The following is a 16,317-nucleotide window of genomic DNA, read 5'->3' as shown; positions in this document are numbered from 1 at the left end:
CGAGCCTCACCCGCCATCGTGCAATGCGAGGCTAGACGCTATTCGAGCCGGTATGGCCCGATCACGGCATCCCATCGCATTGACCTGAGGGAAAACTGTAGTCGCTGGCGCATCAGATCAGATCTCTGTGCCGTGCACAATACCTTAACAAGTCTTTACGAATCGCCGAGGGAATCATCACACGATGTGGATAAACGTACATAATGTGCAGGGACAAACATGCCCTCCTCTTCACGTTACCCAACGGTACCCTAGCGCGAATCGATCTGAGGTTACCCCGAGATGAACATCAATGACGGCAACGAGCTGCTAGTTCTTCATAGTTCGGTGACTGCAACATCTCCTGGGTACGTAGAGGCGCTTCTGGAGGTCAAAAAGTCTCGTTTCATGGCGAGAATCACGGCGACCGGCAATGACATGGAACACCGTGCCTTCGTTGAGGCGGCCCGTAAGGCCCACCACGACGCCCGCCATGTGTGCTCTGCTGCCGTGCATCAAGCCGATGGAATAATCCTGACTCACTCCAGTGACGATGGTGAGCCGTCGGGCACCGCAGGCCGTCCGATGCTCGATGTTTTGCTGGGCTCCGGCGTGGTAGACATCAGCGCTGTGGTCATACGCTATTTCGGCGGAACTCTATTGGGCGCGGGAGGGCTTGTCCGTGCCTACGGCGAAGCTACGGCGCGGGCACTGGAGGTCGCGCCGAGAGCTCGCCGAGTTCATCACGAGATCTGGGGGCTATCACTTGACCATGCGCAGGCCGGCCGCATTGAATCCGACCTGCGTGCGCGGGGCGTCATAGTGGACTCGGTGACGTATGGAGCGCAGGTCAACCTCGACATTTTGGTTCGCCCCGCCGAGGGGAACCGCATGCGCGAGGTCATCGCTGATGTCACTCGAGGCGCGGCAACGCCACTGGTTCGCGGTGTTAAAAACGTCGACCAGGCGGTCTAACTGGCCAGCCGCTCGTCATGAACAGTAGCTCGTTATAGCCAGCCGCTCGTCATAGCCACTCAACTCTTAGGTGCGGCCGGCCAGTTCTTCGTGCTGACGGAGCTGGCCGGGCCAGCCGCTAGTCCTTCAGAGCCGAGTCAACAACGCCTCGTGCGGCGTCTTGCACCTGGGCGAGGTGGTCATCGCCTCGGAAGGACTCCGCGTAGATCTTGTACACGTCTTCGGTTCCGGACGGGCGGGCAGCGAACCAAGCGCTGTGCGTGGATACCTTGAGTCCGCCGATGGCAGCGCCGTTAGACGCCGTGGTCACAGCGCTCGTGATGGTCTCCCCGGCAAGCTCGGTGGCGGTGACCTGGTCGGAAGACAGGGCGGCAAGCCGCGCCTTTTGATCCCTGGTTGCGGGAGCGTCGATACGGGCATACGAACTGGCACCGAACCGGTCCACGAGCTCGGCATGCAGCTGGCTCGGCGTCTTCCCCGTGACCGCAAGAATCTCCGAGGCGAGCAAGGCCAAGATCATGCCGTCCTTATCGGTCGTCCAGACCGAACCATCGTGACGCAGGAAGCTGGCCCCGGCGCTTTCCTCGCCGCCGAACGCTACGGACGAATCAATTAACCCGGGAACGAACCATTTGAATCCGACCGGCACCTCATGCAGGTCACGGTTCAACGACGCCGCGACGCGGTCAATCAGCGCGGATGACACCAAAGTCTTGCCAACCTTCGCGTTGGCCGGCCAGCTGGGACGATGTTCAAACAGGTACGAGATCGCAACGGCGAGGTAATGGTTGGGGTTCATCAAACCCGCGTCCGGAGTCACGATGCCGTGGCGGTCAGCATCGGCATCGTTGCCCGTGGAGATGTCGTACTCGTGGCGATGATCAACCAGCTTGGCCATCGCCCAGGGGCTGGAACAATCCATACGGATTTTGCCGTCACGATCCAAGGTCATAAATGCCCACTGCGGATCGACCGACGGATTGACAACGGTGAGATTCAAATCGTGCATCTCACCGATTTCTGCCCAGTAATCCACCGACGCGCCGCCAAGGGGATCCGCTCCGATGGAGATCCCGGTGCTGCGGATTGCGGCAATGTCGATCACGCTGTCGAGATCACGCACATAGGAGTGGATGTAATCGTAGGGGCGAGCTGAGACCAAAGCCTGCTTGCGGGCCGTCCGACGAACCGTGCGCAGCTTTTCGCGCAGCAGCTCATTAGCGCGACTTGCGATCCAGCTGGTTGCGTCACTGTCTGCTGGACCGCCGTGGGGCGGGTTGTATTTGAAGCCGCCATCGCGGGGTGGATTGTGGCTCGGGGTGACCACAATGCCGTCGGCCCGCTCAGGCGCATCCGCCGACAGCTCTCGGTTGTGCACCAGAATCGCGTGGGAGATAGCTGGGGTTGGGGTGTAGGTATCCAATGCATCGATCAGGACGTCGACCCCGTTGCCTATTAACACCTCAATCGCGGTGTCGAAGGCCGGACGAGACAGGGCATGGGTATCGCGGCCAATAAATAGCGGACCGCGGATGCCCTGGCTCGCCCGATACTCCACGATTGCCTGCGTGGTGGCGGCGATATGGTCCTCATTGAACGCGGTGTCCAAGGATGAACCGCGGTGGCCCGAGGTGCCGAACGAAACCTGCTGAGCCGGGTTATCGGGATCCGGATGCAGATCGTAATAGGCGTCGAGAACAGCCCCCACATCAATGAGATCCTCCGTCAGCGCCGGTTGGCCTGCTCGTGCATGCATGATCTACCTCCGTGGACGTTCTTGTGATCTCGGGTGCGCGTGATGCCACCACTGTACGAGTGCTCAGGCGGGAAAGACCTGAGGCCGGATATATGGTGAGACGGCCGTCAGCGCATGGTAGCGGTGCGATCCCACTCTTTGCGTACCCGACCCGATCGCACCAGTCGCACGATGCCGACGATCAGCAAAATGAATCCGACCAGACCCACCAGACCGCTGAGGATGATGGCGGCAACGCCACCGATCATGCTCGAGCCAATCGGTGCCGGACCGGTGTAGACCGCAGCGTTCGTTCCCTCGCATGAGAGCGTGACGGTCGTATCGTTCTCCGTGACGACGTTGAATTTATAGACATACTGGGTCTTCGAGTCTCCCAAAGGCACGGGCTGATCGGTTTCCTGAGGGATTATCTGCACGTCGCTCGGATTAGTGCCGGTCGCGGTGCAGGTGGCCTGAGGTGCATCGGCGGCAGGAGTTGCCACCATGAGCATCGAAAAAGCCTCGGCCTTGACTGTGGTTTTTCCATTTTCAATCGGGTGAGGGTTGCCAACTACCAGGCTGGCCATGCTGCCGACCATGACGACAACGGACACGATCACCGCGATAATCGCCAAGACCGTGAGCACACCGCCGATGATGGTCATCTTTAGGCCCCGGCGACGAGGTTTCTCGCCGCGAGGCAACCCGCTCGGCGGTTGCTGCGCCGAATAGAACGGGCCGCCGGGAGCCGTAGCAGAACCGGGAGCCGCAGTAGAAAACGGGGAGGGCGCAGCAGGTGCAGCAGGGGTGGTGCCGGCGTTGTAGGACGGTCCGGGCTCAGCCTGGCTGCCTTGATTTACCGGCTGCTCTGAGGCGCCAAACGGGCTCTGGCTCTGTGCCTGATGAGGTGTGGCGGGTTCGCCGGGAAGACCGTAGGTGGGTCGGGGGCGGTTAGTGGGCTGCTCTGACACGATGGAACCTCCGAGTCGGTAACTGGATGTCACCAGCGTAATGTCTGCCTACGACATAGCAGAACGACTCGGGACGCAAAAGTACCTGACTTTCGGCTGATATTTACTCAGGATCCGAGCGCGAACAGCAGTCCCGCTGCACCGAGCGCGCACACAAACGGGGTTAGCACCCAGAACCCCACAATTCGTGCCGCCAGTGACCAGCGCACGGCGCCGGGCCCCACCGCTGCCCCCGCACCGATAATGCTCGCGGTCAGGCAATGGCTGGTAGATACCGCCGTGCCGGTTGCGAAACTCGCGCCGTATAGCGCTAACGCCGTGGTGCTTTCAGCAGCGAGTCCCTGCGGCGTGGTGAGATTCGTTAGCCGACGCCCCAGGGTGCGGATGATGCGGCGCCCTCCGGCCAAGGTGCCCAGCGCCAGCGCCAAAGCCACCACGGCCGCCACCCACCAGGGAACAGTGGACTCACCCTGAAGGCCGGTCATCGCTAGTGCCGCCACCAACACCCCCATGGAACGCTGGCCGTCTTGAATACCATGCCCGAGAGCGACGGCGCAGGCCGATACCGTCTGGATCAGACGCAGATGCCGATTGCGTATCCGCAGGCGTTGGCTACGCGACATCCTCGATAGAAGGATCACCATGACATAAGCGCTGATCAAGGCTGCGATGGGAACAACAATCCAGCTGAGCATGCCCGCGATACCCGGTTGCATCACCCCGGCCACGGTGGTGGCCCCGACCAACCCAGAAAAAAGGGAATGCGAACACGAAGTCGGGATTCCGAACCACCAGGTTACGATGTTCCAGACCGTAGCCACAGACAGGGCAGCCAACAAAATATTGAGCCCCGTCTGCCCAGTCGAGGACAAAAGCGCGGGAACACCCGACAGGGCCAGGGCGCCATGACCGAGAGCAGCCAGAACACCCAGCCCCAAGAGCGACCCCAGCAAATTCAGGGCAGCGGTCACCGGCAACGCAGCACGCAGCGTCAGCGCTTTCGTTGTAATAGAGGTCGCCACTGCGTTGGGGGCGTCGTGAAAACCGTTCACAAAAGCAAACGCGACAGTTAACGCGATAACCGCGAGCAAGGTGCCACTAACCATCGCTCACGCGTCCTTGACACGCAGCAAATCAACCAGCCGAGAGAAACGTTCAAAAGTGTCCACCACCCCGTCAAGAACCCCGATCAGCTCGCGGATCCTCAACATGGTGCGGTAGTCAGCATCGGAAGAAAACAGCCCGACCACAGCCTGGCGCGCCAAACGGTCGCCATGGTTTTCCAGCCGTCGCATCTCAATGCAAAAATCGCGGAGGCTATCGACGTTAGACAGCTGCCAGATCGCCTCCGCGGTGATGTCCGCTGCCCGTTCAATCACCTGAGCGAGATCCAGTAAGCAGCGTGGGGCGGTGCCGAGGTCAAAAAGAACGGTGAGATCAGCAGCCTTTTCCATGCCGTCAACCGCATCATCCATGGTCAGCGCCAAGGAATGCAAGATCTCCGCCTCAAACGGAGTGATCAGGGAATCAGCCAGCCGGTTCGCAATGCGCTGGGTGGTCTGATGCAAACTCAGCTCATGTTCCGCAAGCAGAGCATGCAAGGCTTCCCGATGCGCGGGCGACTCCCCAAGGGTCCGCGACAGCGTCTGCGCCCCCTGCACGAGGAGTTGCGCGGCGTCCGCGAAAAGGTCGTGGACCGGCCGTTCGCGCGCACGCAAGAACAAACGCACTCTGACTCCTGATGACGGACGGGTGAAGCCACCGTACGGACGAGCGATAAGTTGCGGGACCAGCTGATGGAACGTCGTGAGGAACCGCTGTGAAAAGAGAATGCGTCGGGCCGGGAAGCGCCTGTCGGCGCGAAGGCCGCTCGGAGCGGCAATGGTTGGAGCCCGGGGCTACCGCGACCCGACGCTCGTTGAGTCTAATTCACCGGGGGGCATCTCATGCAAGCCGTCGGCTCGTGAGACTGAACGCAGGGGCGGACCCGGAAGCGTAGGCCGGGGTCGGCGAAGCGCTGTAGTGAAGGGCGGGTCGGTGTGGTCTGACGCGGTGCCCGGATGCGCTCCCTGTCAGACCAGTTTCCCGTTGCGTTCAAGCACCGCAGCATGGTCTAGCTCTTCGGCGGTGGTCAGCAGGCGATGCGCCTGCAAGGTGAGCTGTTCGCCGAGGTCATCTCCAACGGGCTGTGAGGTGTCCGACTTGTTCGGGAACTGAAACGGTTCATCCTGGTCCGCCAGATGAGCGGTGCCAAAAGCCACTAAAGTCAGCAAGGCCGATGCCCGGTGCAGGGCAAGAGCGAGATCGCCCGCGAAAACTCCCCGCATAATCTCATCGAGCGTCACCCGGATGCGGTCAATATCGAGAGGCTCCTCAACCCCGGCAAGATAGCGCAGGCCAGGAGCGGTCCGTGCGCCTGCCTCGTACCGCTGCACGACATCGGATGGGTCCCGTGCGACCCAAGTGTGCAGGGTATACAGCCGCCACAAGGTGCCGGGCAGGGTATCGGCAGGCGCATGGGACCACAACGCCGCGATGTCCTCAAGGCCTTCCCGCTGCACGAGGTGGATTACCCGGCGCACCACCTCGTCATCGGCTGCCTCTTGGCGCACCGACGACAGCAGGGCTTGCGCCGATGCATGCGCAACGTCGGTGAGATCAGCCGGGTCGGGATCGCCGGGGAGTTGATCCTGTTTCGCAGGTGAAAGAGACGCTGGGCGCCGAAACTGTGCCATGGCCCCACTCTAATGACGATGCTTCCGCGCCGACGCCGCGTGCGCAGATAGATTTTTGCGCTGCTCGGGATGGTGGGCACTGGCATGGGGGAGTTCGTGTGGGATCAGCGTGGTGTGATTTGAGAGGCCGGTGGGTGAGGTGATGGTGTGAGAGGGGAATAGGGGTGGGGAGGATGAGGTGGGAGTGGGCGGTTGTGCGAGATCTTGGGTGGAAGGTCATGTGGTGTCCTGCTGTCCACGGGGGTGTTTTGTGGCGGTTCCTGGGGATGCGGGGTAGGGTATCGACTGATGTCGGGTTGATTCCTCTGGCCTGCTAGGTGTTGGATCATCCTGTCGCATCGCACATGTTTGGGTACAGGTAGAGATGACTCCAGTGCTGGAGTAGGTATTAGGGGGCATTGCAATGGGAGGGACGTACGTTAAGGTTCCGCTCTTACCCGAGGATCCTAAAGGGCGTTTTAATTACAGCATCGCTCAGAGTGTGATCGATGAGTGTTCCTCTGCGAGAAATAAACTTTTCTGGCAGAGGACCTACCGGAGTTCGTGTGTTGACCAGGCGTGTGAGGAATTTAGGGGTCGCTTCGCGGATATCTTTAAAGAAAACGCGCGTGTCGCGGCTAGTGATGCGGACCGTTTGATGACCGCGTTACAAAATATCGTCGATAATGTTCAAATCATGGTTGATGCCGCTCACCGTGAGGATGAACGCCGCACGGAAAACAATGACTGGGTGGAGTGGTATAACAACCGGTGGGAAATCACTAAGAAATGGCATGAAGCTGTTGGGAAGCCTGAGCCTCCTAACCTGGATAAGCTTCCTGGTCCCGCGTTTAAAACAGCTAATCTCGACCCGTTACCGCGGTTTCCTGGTCACGGTGCTGTGGGTGGTGGTGGTGCTGCGAATGTGCTGAGGAAGGTTGCGGGTATAGCTGGGCGTGGGAGTCGGATCGTGCAGCCGTTGCGTAGTACTGCAGTGCGTGGGGCTCTTGCTAATGGTTTTAGCGGTGCGGCGGGTAACGTCACCTCAACAGCGCTTGACCCTAACGCGGATCACAGTCTTCAAGGGTATGCGAGTGCCGCCGGGCGAGGGTTCGTGGTCAACGGCGTGGGTTCCTTTGCGGCGGGGAAAATTGCCCTTGCGGTCGGTTCACAGGTAGCCGATAAGCTGCCGCAGTTGGACAAGGTGGTGTCTAGCACCGCTCGGCATGCTGCTCCAAGGAATATCGGAGGAATCATCGGCGAACAGTTTGCAGATCGAATTGTCGGCGGAATTACGTCCGTCGGGAATGCTGCACTGGCTCCAGGAAACCAAAATCCGCAAGAATTATTAAACGCCGCAATTGAAGGTATCGCAAATGGTGGCGGTGGTCCGACGGCGGGTCTTCATGCAAAAGTTTCGACGCCAGTAAGGAGCATGCATGAGCATGCACATTCGACCGAATAGCAAACCAGCGTGGCAGAAGACTTTTAAAAAGCGCCTGGCATGTAGCGTGATACTGGTCATGGCGACGATACTTGGAATCGTTTTAGCCAGTCCCTATTTGGATTCAATAGCTATTGAGGAATGGCGTTGCCAAGTTCTGTCTGCGCGGGGAGATACAACAGTTACCGGAAATAAAGGATCTGTCACTACTTACGATGTGCTTATTGAGACAAAAAACTGTGGGCAAATAACGTTTTATCGAGGCGTAAATTCCCAAAACAAGGACGAAATTGCGAAATCATTTCTCCCAGGTAGGGAATATGTTTTTGAGGTTGGATGGTATTCACGGATTATCATGCTGAACTTTGTTCCCCATGGGATTCCGGCGGCGCAATCATATCGGTTCATAGGGTGAAAGACCTCAGTGTGCACAGCAATGGAATCTCATTTTTTCGCTTGGTGAATAAAACTTTTTTATAGATACAAAAGTTGGTCTTAAAACCTGCATGCGAGGGTTCAATATCGGGAGCGAGTATGTGTGATAGAGCGTCATTAATTGGCGATTAAGAAGCCGCGGCGGGAGATCTCGAAAAATTTAGTAATACTCAGTAAGGGGGCTTTGTTTTTCGCTTTTTGTCATATTGGCTTACCGCCTAAGTTCGGACAATTTGGGTATCGAGCGATGGTGTTAGGAGGTGGTGTCCGCGAAGCTGGGTTCATGATCTGTAGGAAGGTGGGCGGGACCCGGACTGGGTAGGCACGATGATTGAGGGTAGCGCTAACGGTGGTCGTGGGCCAACTGCGGCTCGCCACGCACAGACGTCGACACCAGTAAGGATATGCATGACCAGACACCAGCAGTCCAAGAGTAAGAGGCCGTGGAGGGAGGTCGTGAAGGATTGGCTAATCCTTAGCGTCGGATTTTTCTTGTTTGCGATTGCTGCCATAATTTTTTACTGGCCCGTATTTGGATACTTTAGGTATTGAGCAGTGGTGCTGCGAAGTGGTATCCGCAAAACCGGATTCAAGATCTGTTGGCGGCAAGGGTTCTGTAACCACTACCGGTATCCGCATCCATACGAAAAACTGTGGGCTACTCGATTTTTCTAAGGGTATGAACTATGAGAATAAAAATCAAATAGCAAACTCTTTCATTCCGGGTCGGACGTATATTTTGGAAGTCGGTTGGTACTCTCGAACATTTTTTAATAACGCATGGAATGGGGTTCCTGCCGTATCGTCATACCGTTTGGTAGACTGATATATAGATCGCAATATTTCTTACTGTTAATATTCTGACGATCACGCCCGAAATGAACGATTCTGACACCGATCAAATCGTCAAAAGATAACCGATTGTCACCAGGAAAATCTCTTGACCAATGGCGCAAGTTCTCAGATCACTGGAAAGTCGGCTTCTGCGGTTGGTTCGCGGGTAGCGGATGGGCTGCCGCAGTTGGACAGGGTGGTGTCTAATACTGCTCGGCATGCTGCTCCAAGGAATATCAGTGGTGTTATTGCTGAGCAAGCTATGGACCGGTCGATTGGCACAGCTACGTCTCTGGCGAACGTCGCCTTGCAAGCAGGTGATGCGCAGCCTGAGGACTGGACAAGCGCGATGATTGAAGGTGGCGCTAACGGTGGTCGTGGGCCAACCGCTGCTCGCCACGCACAGACGTCGACACCAGTAAGGAGTATGCATGACCAGACGCAGTCGCTCGAAGGGTAAGCGATTATGGCAAGAGGTGGCGAAAGACTGGCTAGTATTCGGCGCCGCGTTTGTGATATTTTCTTTTGTCGCCATGGTGGCCGTTAGTCCATATTTAGATACTTTAGGTATTGAGCAGTGGTGCTGCGAAGTGACGTCTGCGAAAATAAAGACCAGTAAGGGCGGAAATAAAGGCTCTGTGACGACGGCTGGTGTAGTTATTTACACTAAAGAGTGTGGTCACATTGGTTACACCAAGGGTGTCACTTCTGATAATAAATTTGAGTTAGCGAAGTCATTCAAACCGGGTAGAGAGTATATTTTTGAGGTTGGCTGGTTTTCCCGGGCGATTATGCCAAATACCCCCAACGGGATCCCTACGGCGCAATCGTATCGTTTAGTAAATTAGACTATGCTATTTAGTGTAATTTTAGATGGTTAATGTTTTTATAGAGTCGGGTTTCATAAGCTCTTACTGTTGGCGGATATGCCGTGCACCTTCGCGGGAGGGCCTCAACTCCAATGAGGAGTATGCACGATCAGGCGCCACCGGTTGAAGCGTAAGAAGGTGGGAGCGTTAGGGATTAGCTAATCCTTCGCGCTGAATTTTTCTCCTGTACGATAGTTTCGATAGTTTCGATAGTTTTCGCTAGCCTATATTCAGATACTTTGGTATTGGATGCTGGCATTGTGAAGGGATGCCTCACGTAGGTGAGAGGGTGTGAAGGGGGATGTAAGGGCCCGGCGGCAGCTGAAGGTTTGTTTATTCAAACAAACCTGTAGGAAATTTGTGTTTTCAGATGGGGTAAACATCAAATGGCATTAACAAAATCATGAGTTTTTAATCTGGGGCAGTAGTCTCGCTGTGGGTTCGGCTAGTTCTCGTAGGTAGCTATAAAATATTTTCACCAACGGTGCCCGGCAGTAAACTTGTATTACCTGCACTATTTAGGAAAACGAAATTATTGGTTTCGCTACTTACTGTGTGACGCACTGCCGCTACGGGGCGACCCAGGCGAGTCTAGAATCATCGGCACCAACGACCCAGTGGTCAACACTGACAGCTCGAACCCCGACACCTGCCGTCGACACCAGCCCTCGGTCCAAGCCCGCCAACAAGATGTAGCAACCAGCTAACAGATAAGCACCGGGAGGCCCGTGCCGCTCCAAGCCGCTCAGGCGGGGAAGCGCGGCAACAAAATTCGGCCCGCTAAGGCGCAGTCCACGCAGCCACAGCATAGGCACTCCAGACATGCATCCATAAGTCTCGCCCCATTGCTCCGCAAACGCCAGCCTTCAGTGGCATCCTTGAACTAGCAGTCGGCACCAACACTGGTAAAGCAACCTGCGATATCAACTCAACAGGCCATAACGCAACGAACCACAACCTAAAGACCATGCACCCGCAGGTGCCACATGAAGGCCCTGACCGGATAAAGGGGATGAGATGGAATCTCTGCTGATGACACTCGGCTCATCATGGGCGAGCGGGGTGCGTCCCTACCTCGCGATCTTTTTAGTCGGTCTGGTTGGGCGGTTGGCCGGGCTGGAGCAGGTTCCCGCAGTCATACAGCGGACCGATGTGCTCGTCATCACCGGCATCTTGTTGGTGGTCGATTTCCTGGCCGACAAGGTGCCGTACTTCGATTCGCTATGGGATCAGATTCATGTAGTTATTAGGCCCATCGCCGGTGGAGCATTGGGTTACCTTCTCGGAGGGGAGACGGACACCGTCCACGCCGTCGTGATGGCTATCCTCGGGGCAGCAACAGCGTTCGCGGCGCACGCGGCAAAAGCTACGGCGCGCGCAGCCGTGAACGTCTCGCCTGAACCCGTCTCGAACTGGGTCGTGAGCTTTGGCGAGGATATCGCCGCAGTCGCGATGAGTTTACTGGCCGTACTGCTGCCGGTAATCGCCGCAATTCTCGCGATCTTTTTCCTGATCGTGGGGCTGTATGTCGCCTATCGCATTCACAAAGCGGTCACGAATCTGTCGGCTCGGGTCCGAGAAGCTAGACGGCGTCGCGCACCGGTCGGGCCGAGCCTCCACTGAGATAAGCCCTTACTGAAATACGTCCTTATTCAAATGCGTCTTTATTGAAATGCACCCTCATGGAGAGGGGAGCCTTACTGACATAGGCCCCAGGGAGATGTACCCAGAACGTGCCCGCTCCTTGAGGCCCGCCTCAGTCTCAGCGCCTATGACTCAGTTAGAGGCGCGCTGGCGCCCGACTCCCAAAAAGCCGTGAGCAGTGCGGGAACATCCTCAGGACTCATCGGGGTGATGGTGAGATTACCATCGTCCTTCACCGGCTCGTGGCCGAGCTTCCACGTGCCGTCCTCATCGGTGTGCAGCATTAACTGAACCTGAATTTCAGGATTGGATGCATCGGTGCGGCGCAACGACACAGTGCGTCCACCGCGTTCGGACAGGAATGAATACGCAATGGTTGCAAGAGCATCGGGAAGCACGCTGGGGCCGGTCAAAGCCCGGATACTGAAGGTATCGAGTTCTTCGTGATCCAGCAGCAGAACGGATTCGTCGGCCTTCACCGCATATGCAGGGTGCAACGCATCACCTTGCATGAGGGCGAAGCCGAGCCACCGGTCGGCGGACGTGAGCGTTGAGGCAATGACTTGGCCTTCGGCGTTTAGAGCCCATTTCCCGTCCGTGCCTTCAACCTTCCTGCGGGCAAAGAGACCAGAAGCGACCGCTGACCGGACATAGTCTGCTGCATCCTCGGGTAGCTCGATCAGACCGAGCTGCTTGCGCGTGATAACGCCAGCCTCGGTTTCCCGCAGCGAGATCATGAAATCCAGCTCGAACGCCGAGTAGTGCGCTTCGGCAATATCATCGGGCTCCGGGAGATTCTGATCGTCGTCATACCCGAGGTTGGCCGGGAGATCTTGGGGAGTCGGAGCAGTCATGGGGTTCCCTTCCAAACGGACGCGGACAGTAGCCTCGCAATAGTTGGTACACAGCAGTTGTCACGCAGCAGGCATGGCGCGGTGTCGGCGAGACACTTGCGCAACATAGCGGTGTTCTCAACCGTAACCTTACCGATCCTGGCTGGACGCGACTCCGGCTGGGCGCGCCGCTTCGGTAGCACGACCCCGGCTGGGCGCGATTCTGGCTGGGCGCGACTCCGGTTGGATGTGGCCCGGCTAAATTCGCCCCTGGGCAGACCGTACATATTGGCCGCGCACAGGTGGGCTGCGCCTATTGAGGGCGCGCCGCTTCGGCAGCACGACCCCGGCTGCACGAATCCAGTCGCATGACCCCAGGCCTCATGTCCAAGGGTCATGCGAACTGCTAACTCACCGATCCGCAGGTATCGCGTGAATGCAGGTATTACGCAATGCAGGTATCACGTGCAGACATCACGTAAACAGCGCGTTGACCTTGTCGTTGTAGCTGGTCAGCTCCTTGATCGGCATGGACCCGATCCAGACAGCATCCATAGCCGGCTGCATGATGGCCTGGATCTGGGCGGCGTGGTCAGCCAGCGGGTACAGTGCGGTCTGATTGAGCTTCACCCGGTCCGTGAACGCTGTCACGTCGATCCCGCGTTGGCGGTAGGCCGAGATTGCCGCCTCGGTGCCCGCCTCGGTTGCGGGGAACACAATCGCTTGGTCGCCGACGATGCGCTGGCTCTCAGGGCTACCCAGGAAAGCTGCGAGCCGCGAGGCTTCCTCGGGGTGCCGTGAATGGGCCGACACAGAGTCACCCAAACCGTTATACAACGACACCGGATGTCCGATGGGTCCCGACGGGATGGAGGCCATGCCCAGCTCGATCCCTTCGGTTTTTGCGTAGGTACCGATCATCCAGGATCCGTCGACGGCAAGAGCTGCCCGGTGGGATGCTAGCTGCTGGCTGCCAGTGATGGACGGGCCGACCTCGCCGAACTTGGGCATGAATCCCTTGCGAGACAATCCCACCCACCAATTCAGGGACGACTGGAAGCGCTCATCATCGAACTGGAACCTGGTGCCCCAGGTCTTTTTGTTCATGTAATACCAGCCGGTGGCCAGTGCGAAAGAGGACCATTCAGCCTGACCGATGTAGTCGGTCTTATCTTTAACCGCGAGGCCATAGGTGGCGACATTGTTCTTATCGAACCCGCGCTGGTCCCCGCGGCGTCCCGACTTATCCACCGACAAATGTGCGAGGACCTGTTCAAAGGTTCCTCCGTTGTCGGGGTTCCAGGTCAGGTTCTGAAGATCCTTCGAGGTGAGATCGGATGCTTCCACCGTTTTGCGGTCAAACAGCAGCGCCATGGTGTCGTAATCCTTGGGCACACCGTAACGGTGGCCATCGGTTCCCACCCACAGGTCGGCCAGACCCGGTTTGAAATCGGAATTGCGCAGGCCCTTAGTGGCTCCGAGCTGGTCGAGTTTAGCGATCACACCCAGGCTCATCATTTGTGGATATTTAGCCAGGTGATTAGCGAAAACATCGGGGCTGGCACCGGCCACAAAACTCGCGGTGAGTTTCGTCCAGTAGTCATTCCATCCCAGCTGGGTAATCCGAACTGAAATATTCGGGTACTTTTCCTCGAACTTTTTAATCGCCTTTTCGTAGGCTGGGAGCTGATTGGCATCCCACAGCCAATAGTCCAATTCGATCCGCCCACCGGTGCTCCCGGTTGAGCATCCGGCGAGGCCCGCTCCGGCCAGCGCCGCCACAGAGGTGGCGACCGTGGCCGTTAAGAAGCTGCGCCGGCTGCTTCGGTTGCCATGGCCCCGGTGCGGACCGGAATGAAAGGCGTTGTGGGAGGAATGCGGTTCGGGCGAAGCAGGGTGGTCCTGCGACGAGGGATGTTGTGCGGACATAGCGGACCGCCTCCTCACTTGATGCCGGAAAAGCCGATCGAATTGACGATCCGCTTAGCGAACAGGGCGAATAGGATGACCATCGGTGCGGCCGCGACCAGGGTTGCGGCCATCAAACCGGACCAGTCAGGGCCGGTCTGCGGAGTCTGTGCACGGAACACGCCGAGTGCCACCGTCAGCACCCGGGAGGAGTCCGTGTACGAGACCATCAAAGACCAGAAGTACTCGTTCCAAGTCGTGATGTAAGTCAGCAGTGCGAGCGTCACCATAGGGGCAGAGGACATCGGCAGCACCAATTTGAAGAAAACCCGGATCTTGCTGGCGCCATCGATTAGCGCTGCCTCTTCCACTTCGCGGGAAATGTTATTGAAGAACTGGCGGAGGAAGAAGATAGCGAACGGGGAAATCAACAGGGTGGGCAGCATAATGCCCGGCAAGGTGTCGATCAGTCCGAGGTTCTTAATCAGCACGAAGTTCGGAAGCAGCGTGAAGATGGTGGGCACCATCAGCGAGCCGAGGAAGATCAAGAAGACCACATCGCGTCCGCGCCAGCGCAGCCGAGAAAATGCGTAGGCGGCCATAGCGCACGAGAAGGTCTGGACCACGGTGACGCAGGTGGCGACAATCACCGAGTTCAGCAGGTAGCGCCAGAAATGGATGGTGGCACCGGACCCACCTTCGGCAACCGCCTCCGACACGCTTTGCATGCCGAACACGCGCTCAAACCCGCCCATGGTGAAGCCCGTGGGGAGCAGGGATCCCGGTGAGGTGGCGAGTGCACTGTTGCTGGATAATGCGGTGCGCAAAATCCAGTAGAACGGGAACAGGGTGATCAGGATCAGGATCACCATGACTGTCCAGGCCAGAACCAGACGCCAGGTGGGGCGTTTGCGTCGGCGCGACGCTTTTTGGTCTGAGCTGGCGGTGGCCAAGCTGTCGAGGGGAGCAGTAGAGGTTGTCATAGGGGGCTCCTCAGTCCAGGTCCGTCTTACCGGCGCGGGTGATCCGGTACTGGAAGAAGGTGATGACCATGAGCACGATCAGCAGGGCAACCGACAGTGCAGAGGCGTAACCGAACTCGAACTGGCCGAACGCCTTGTCGTAGATGTACATCTGCAAAACGCGCGATGCATTGACAGGCCCGCCCTGGGTCGCCACCGACACGGTGTCAAAGACCTGGAAGGAACCGATAATCGACATGATCAGCACCAGAGCGAGGATCGGTCGCAGCAGCGGCAACGTGATGCGGAAGAACATTTGAGTTTCGGTCGCGCCGTCCGTGCGGGCTGCTTCGTAGAGGTTGTCAGGGATGGCTTGCAGACCGGCGAACAGCAGCAGAGCCGTGTATCCCATGTGGCGCCACACATTCACCAGTGCGATGGTGGGAATCGCAAGGTTTGAGTCGCTCCAAAACTGCACGGCATTGAACCCGAGCGCTTCGATCGCCATGTTTACGATGCCCAGCTGAGCATCCAGCATCCACAGGAATATGAGCGCGACCACGACGTTGGAGACCAGGTAGGGCGCCAGAATGATCGAGCGCAGCCAGGTCGACTGGGTGAGCCGGTGCATCAACACCGCGATGACCAGGGCGAGCACAGTCTGCACGCCGATATTGATCAGCACGTATTCGACGGTCACCCAGATGGCGTTCCAGAACACCGGGTCGCCCAGCATCTGGGAGTAGTTACTCAGACCCGTCCACTTCGGCGGAGTGAGGACGTCGTACTCGGTGAAGGAGTAGTAGATCCCGGTAATCAGAGGCCAGATCAAGAAGACAAGCAGGCCAATGGTTGCCGGCAAGATGAACAGCAGGGCAATCTTCGTGTCGTCACGATGTTTGCGGCGACGCGGAGTCGCCGGTGACTGCGACACAGCTGCTGGAGGAGACATCGTCGTTCCTTTCCGGGCGATGTAGTTGTTTCGGCTCGAAGGCGGTGATGGGTGAAGGAGGA

14 protein-coding genes are annotated in these 16,317 nt (G+C 57.8%); 5 read left to right on the top strand and 9 right to left on the bottom strand.

The window, feature by feature from the left end; all coding sequences use genetic code 11:
- The first annotated feature begins 282 nt into the window (after positions 1-282).
- Entirely contained in the window at positions 283-954 is a 672-nt protein-coding gene (locus BN1724_RS07870; RefSeq protein ID WP_084252876.1) for an IMPACT family protein, read from the top strand.
- Between the two features lie 118 nt (positions 955-1,072).
- Here the strand turns inward: BN1724_RS07870 and pgm are convergent, their stop codons facing one another.
- The 5 genes from pgm to BN1724_RS07845 form a co-directional block, all read right to left on the bottom strand.
- A complete protein-coding gene (gene pgm, locus BN1724_RS07865; RefSeq protein WP_197671773.1) occupies positions 1,073-2,710 on the bottom strand; it encodes a phosphoglucomutase (alpha-D-glucose-1,6-bisphosphate-dependent) in 1,638 nt (545 codons plus the stop codon).
- A gap of 107 nt (positions 2,711-2,817) precedes the next feature.
- Positions 2,818-3,660: a DUF308 domain-containing protein gene (locus BN1724_RS07860; RefSeq protein ID WP_058234910.1), complete on the bottom strand. Its 843-nt coding sequence runs from the start codon at positions 3,658-3,660 to the stop codon at positions 2,818-2,820.
- Between the two features lie 107 nt (positions 3,661-3,767).
- On the bottom strand, positions 3,768-4,766 hold the full coding sequence (locus BN1724_RS07855) for an inorganic phosphate transporter (RefSeq protein WP_058234909.1): 999 nt from the start codon (positions 4,764-4,766) through the stop codon (positions 3,768-3,770).
- Positions 4,767-4,769: 3 nt separating this feature from the next.
- Positions 4,770-5,390: a DUF47 domain-containing protein gene (locus BN1724_RS07850; RefSeq protein WP_058234908.1), complete on the bottom strand. Its 621-nt coding sequence runs from the start codon at positions 5,388-5,390 to the stop codon at positions 4,770-4,772.
- Positions 5,391-5,732: 342 nt separating this feature from the next.
- Positions 5,733-6,395, bottom strand: a complete 663-nt coding sequence (locus BN1724_RS07845) for a hypothetical protein (protein WP_058234907.1) — start codon at positions 6,393-6,395, stop codon at positions 5,733-5,735.
- A 637-nt stretch (positions 6,396-7,032) separates the two neighbouring features.
- Here BN1724_RS07845 and BN1724_RS07840 point away from each other — a divergent pair.
- The 4 genes from BN1724_RS07840 to BN1724_RS07825 all read left to right on the top strand — a co-directional run bounded on the left by BN1724_RS07840 (position 7,033) and on the right by BN1724_RS07825 (position 11,579).
- Complete coding sequence (locus BN1724_RS07840) at positions 7,033-7,839, top strand: hypothetical protein (RefSeq protein ID WP_157085820.1); 807 nt, start codon at positions 7,033-7,035, stop codon at positions 7,837-7,839.
- Positions 7,814-8,233 (top strand): hypothetical protein, encoded by a 420-nt coding sequence (locus BN1724_RS12935; RefSeq protein WP_157085819.1) that lies wholly within the window; start codon positions 7,814-7,816, stop codon positions 8,231-8,233. The genes BN1724_RS07840 and BN1724_RS12935 overlap by 26 nt, the downstream gene beginning before the upstream one ends.
- 1,285 nt (positions 8,234-9,518) lie before the next feature.
- Complete coding sequence (locus BN1724_RS07835) at positions 9,519-9,935, top strand: hypothetical protein (RefSeq protein ID WP_058234905.1); 417 nt, start codon at positions 9,519-9,521, stop codon at positions 9,933-9,935.
- A 1,038-nt stretch (positions 9,936-10,973) separates the two neighbouring features.
- Positions 10,974-11,579, top strand: a complete 606-nt coding sequence (locus BN1724_RS07825) for a DUF4126 domain-containing protein (RefSeq protein ID WP_157085818.1) — start codon at positions 10,974-10,976, stop codon at positions 11,577-11,579.
- Positions 11,580-11,725: 146 nt separating this feature from the next.
- On the opposite strand, the gene BN1724_RS07820 is transcribed toward BN1724_RS07825, so the two are convergent.
- From BN1724_RS07820 to BN1724_RS07805, 4 genes are all read right to left on the bottom strand, one after another.
- The gene (locus BN1724_RS07820; RefSeq protein WP_058234903.1) at positions 11,726-12,454 is read right to left on the bottom strand and encodes a hypothetical protein; all 729 of its coding nucleotides are present in this window, start codon (positions 12,452-12,454) and stop codon (positions 11,726-11,728) included.
- Positions 12,455-12,907: 453 nt separating this feature from the next.
- Positions 12,908-14,362 carry an ABC transporter substrate-binding protein gene (locus BN1724_RS07815; protein ID WP_084252874.1) on the bottom strand — a complete coding sequence of 485 codons (1,455 nt, stop codon included), beginning with the start codon at positions 14,360-14,362 and terminating at the stop codon, positions 12,908-12,910.
- A gap of 14 nt (positions 14,363-14,376) precedes the next feature.
- On the bottom strand, positions 14,377-15,324 hold the full coding sequence (locus BN1724_RS07810) for a carbohydrate ABC transporter permease (protein WP_084252873.1): 948 nt from the start codon (positions 15,322-15,324) through the stop codon (positions 14,377-14,379).
- 10 nt (positions 15,325-15,334) lie between these two features.
- Complete coding sequence (locus BN1724_RS07805; protein ID WP_058234902.1) at positions 15,335-16,255, bottom strand: carbohydrate ABC transporter permease; 921 nt, start codon at positions 16,253-16,255, stop codon at positions 15,335-15,337.
- Positions 16,256-16,317 lie beyond the last annotated feature (62 nt).

Origin of the sequence: Devriesea agamarum, assembly GCF_900070355.1 — a bacterium.
In the GTDB taxonomy this organism is placed as follows: Bacteria; Actinomycetota; Actinomycetes; order Actinomycetales; family Dermabacteraceae; genus Devriesea; species Devriesea agamarum.
The sequence above is the reverse complement of the archived record's forward strand: the minus strand, read 5'-3'. Positions and strand labels throughout refer to the sequence as shown.

Coding starts and splice junctions, on each gene's coding strand:
- BN1724_RS07870 (WP_084252876.1), top strand. CDS start 283: ATGAACATCAATGACGGCAACGAGCTGCTAGTTCTTCATAGTTCGGTG.
- BN1724_RS07805 (WP_058234902.1), bottom strand. CDS start 16,255: ATGTCTCCTCCAGCAGCTGTGTCGCAGTCACCGGCGACTCCGCGTCGC.
- BN1724_RS07855 (WP_058234909.1), bottom strand. CDS start 4,766: ATGGTTAGTGGCACCTTGCTCGCGGTTATCGCGTTAACTGTCGCGTTT.
- BN1724_RS07810 (WP_084252873.1), bottom strand. CDS start 15,324: ATGACAACCTCTACTGCTCCCCTCGACAGCTTGGCCACCGCCAGCTCA.
- BN1724_RS07835 (WP_058234905.1), top strand. CDS start 9,519: ATGACCAGACGCAGTCGCTCGAAGGGTAAGCGATTATGGCAAGAGGTG.
- BN1724_RS07820 (WP_058234903.1), bottom strand. CDS start 12,454: ATGACTGCTCCGACTCCCCAAGATCTCCCGGCCAACCTCGGGTATGAC.
- BN1724_RS07845 (WP_058234907.1), bottom strand. CDS start 6,395: ATGGCACAGTTTCGGCGCCCAGCGTCTCTTTCACCTGCGAAACAGGAT.
- BN1724_RS12935 (WP_157085819.1), top strand. CDS start 7,814: ATGAGCATGCACATTCGACCGAATAGCAAACCAGCGTGGCAGAAGACT.
- BN1724_RS07840 (WP_157085820.1), top strand. CDS start 7,033: ATGACCGCGTTACAAAATATCGTCGATAATGTTCAAATCATGGTTGAT.
- BN1724_RS07825 (WP_157085818.1), top strand. CDS start 10,974: ATGGAATCTCTGCTGATGACACTCGGCTCATCATGGGCGAGCGGGGTG.
- BN1724_RS07815 (WP_084252874.1), bottom strand. CDS start 14,362: ATGTCCGCACAACATCCCTCGTCGCAGGACCACCCTGCTTCGCCCGAA.
- pgm (WP_197671773.1), bottom strand. CDS start 2,710: ATGCATGCACGAGCAGGCCAACCGGCGCTGACGGAGGATCTCATTGAT.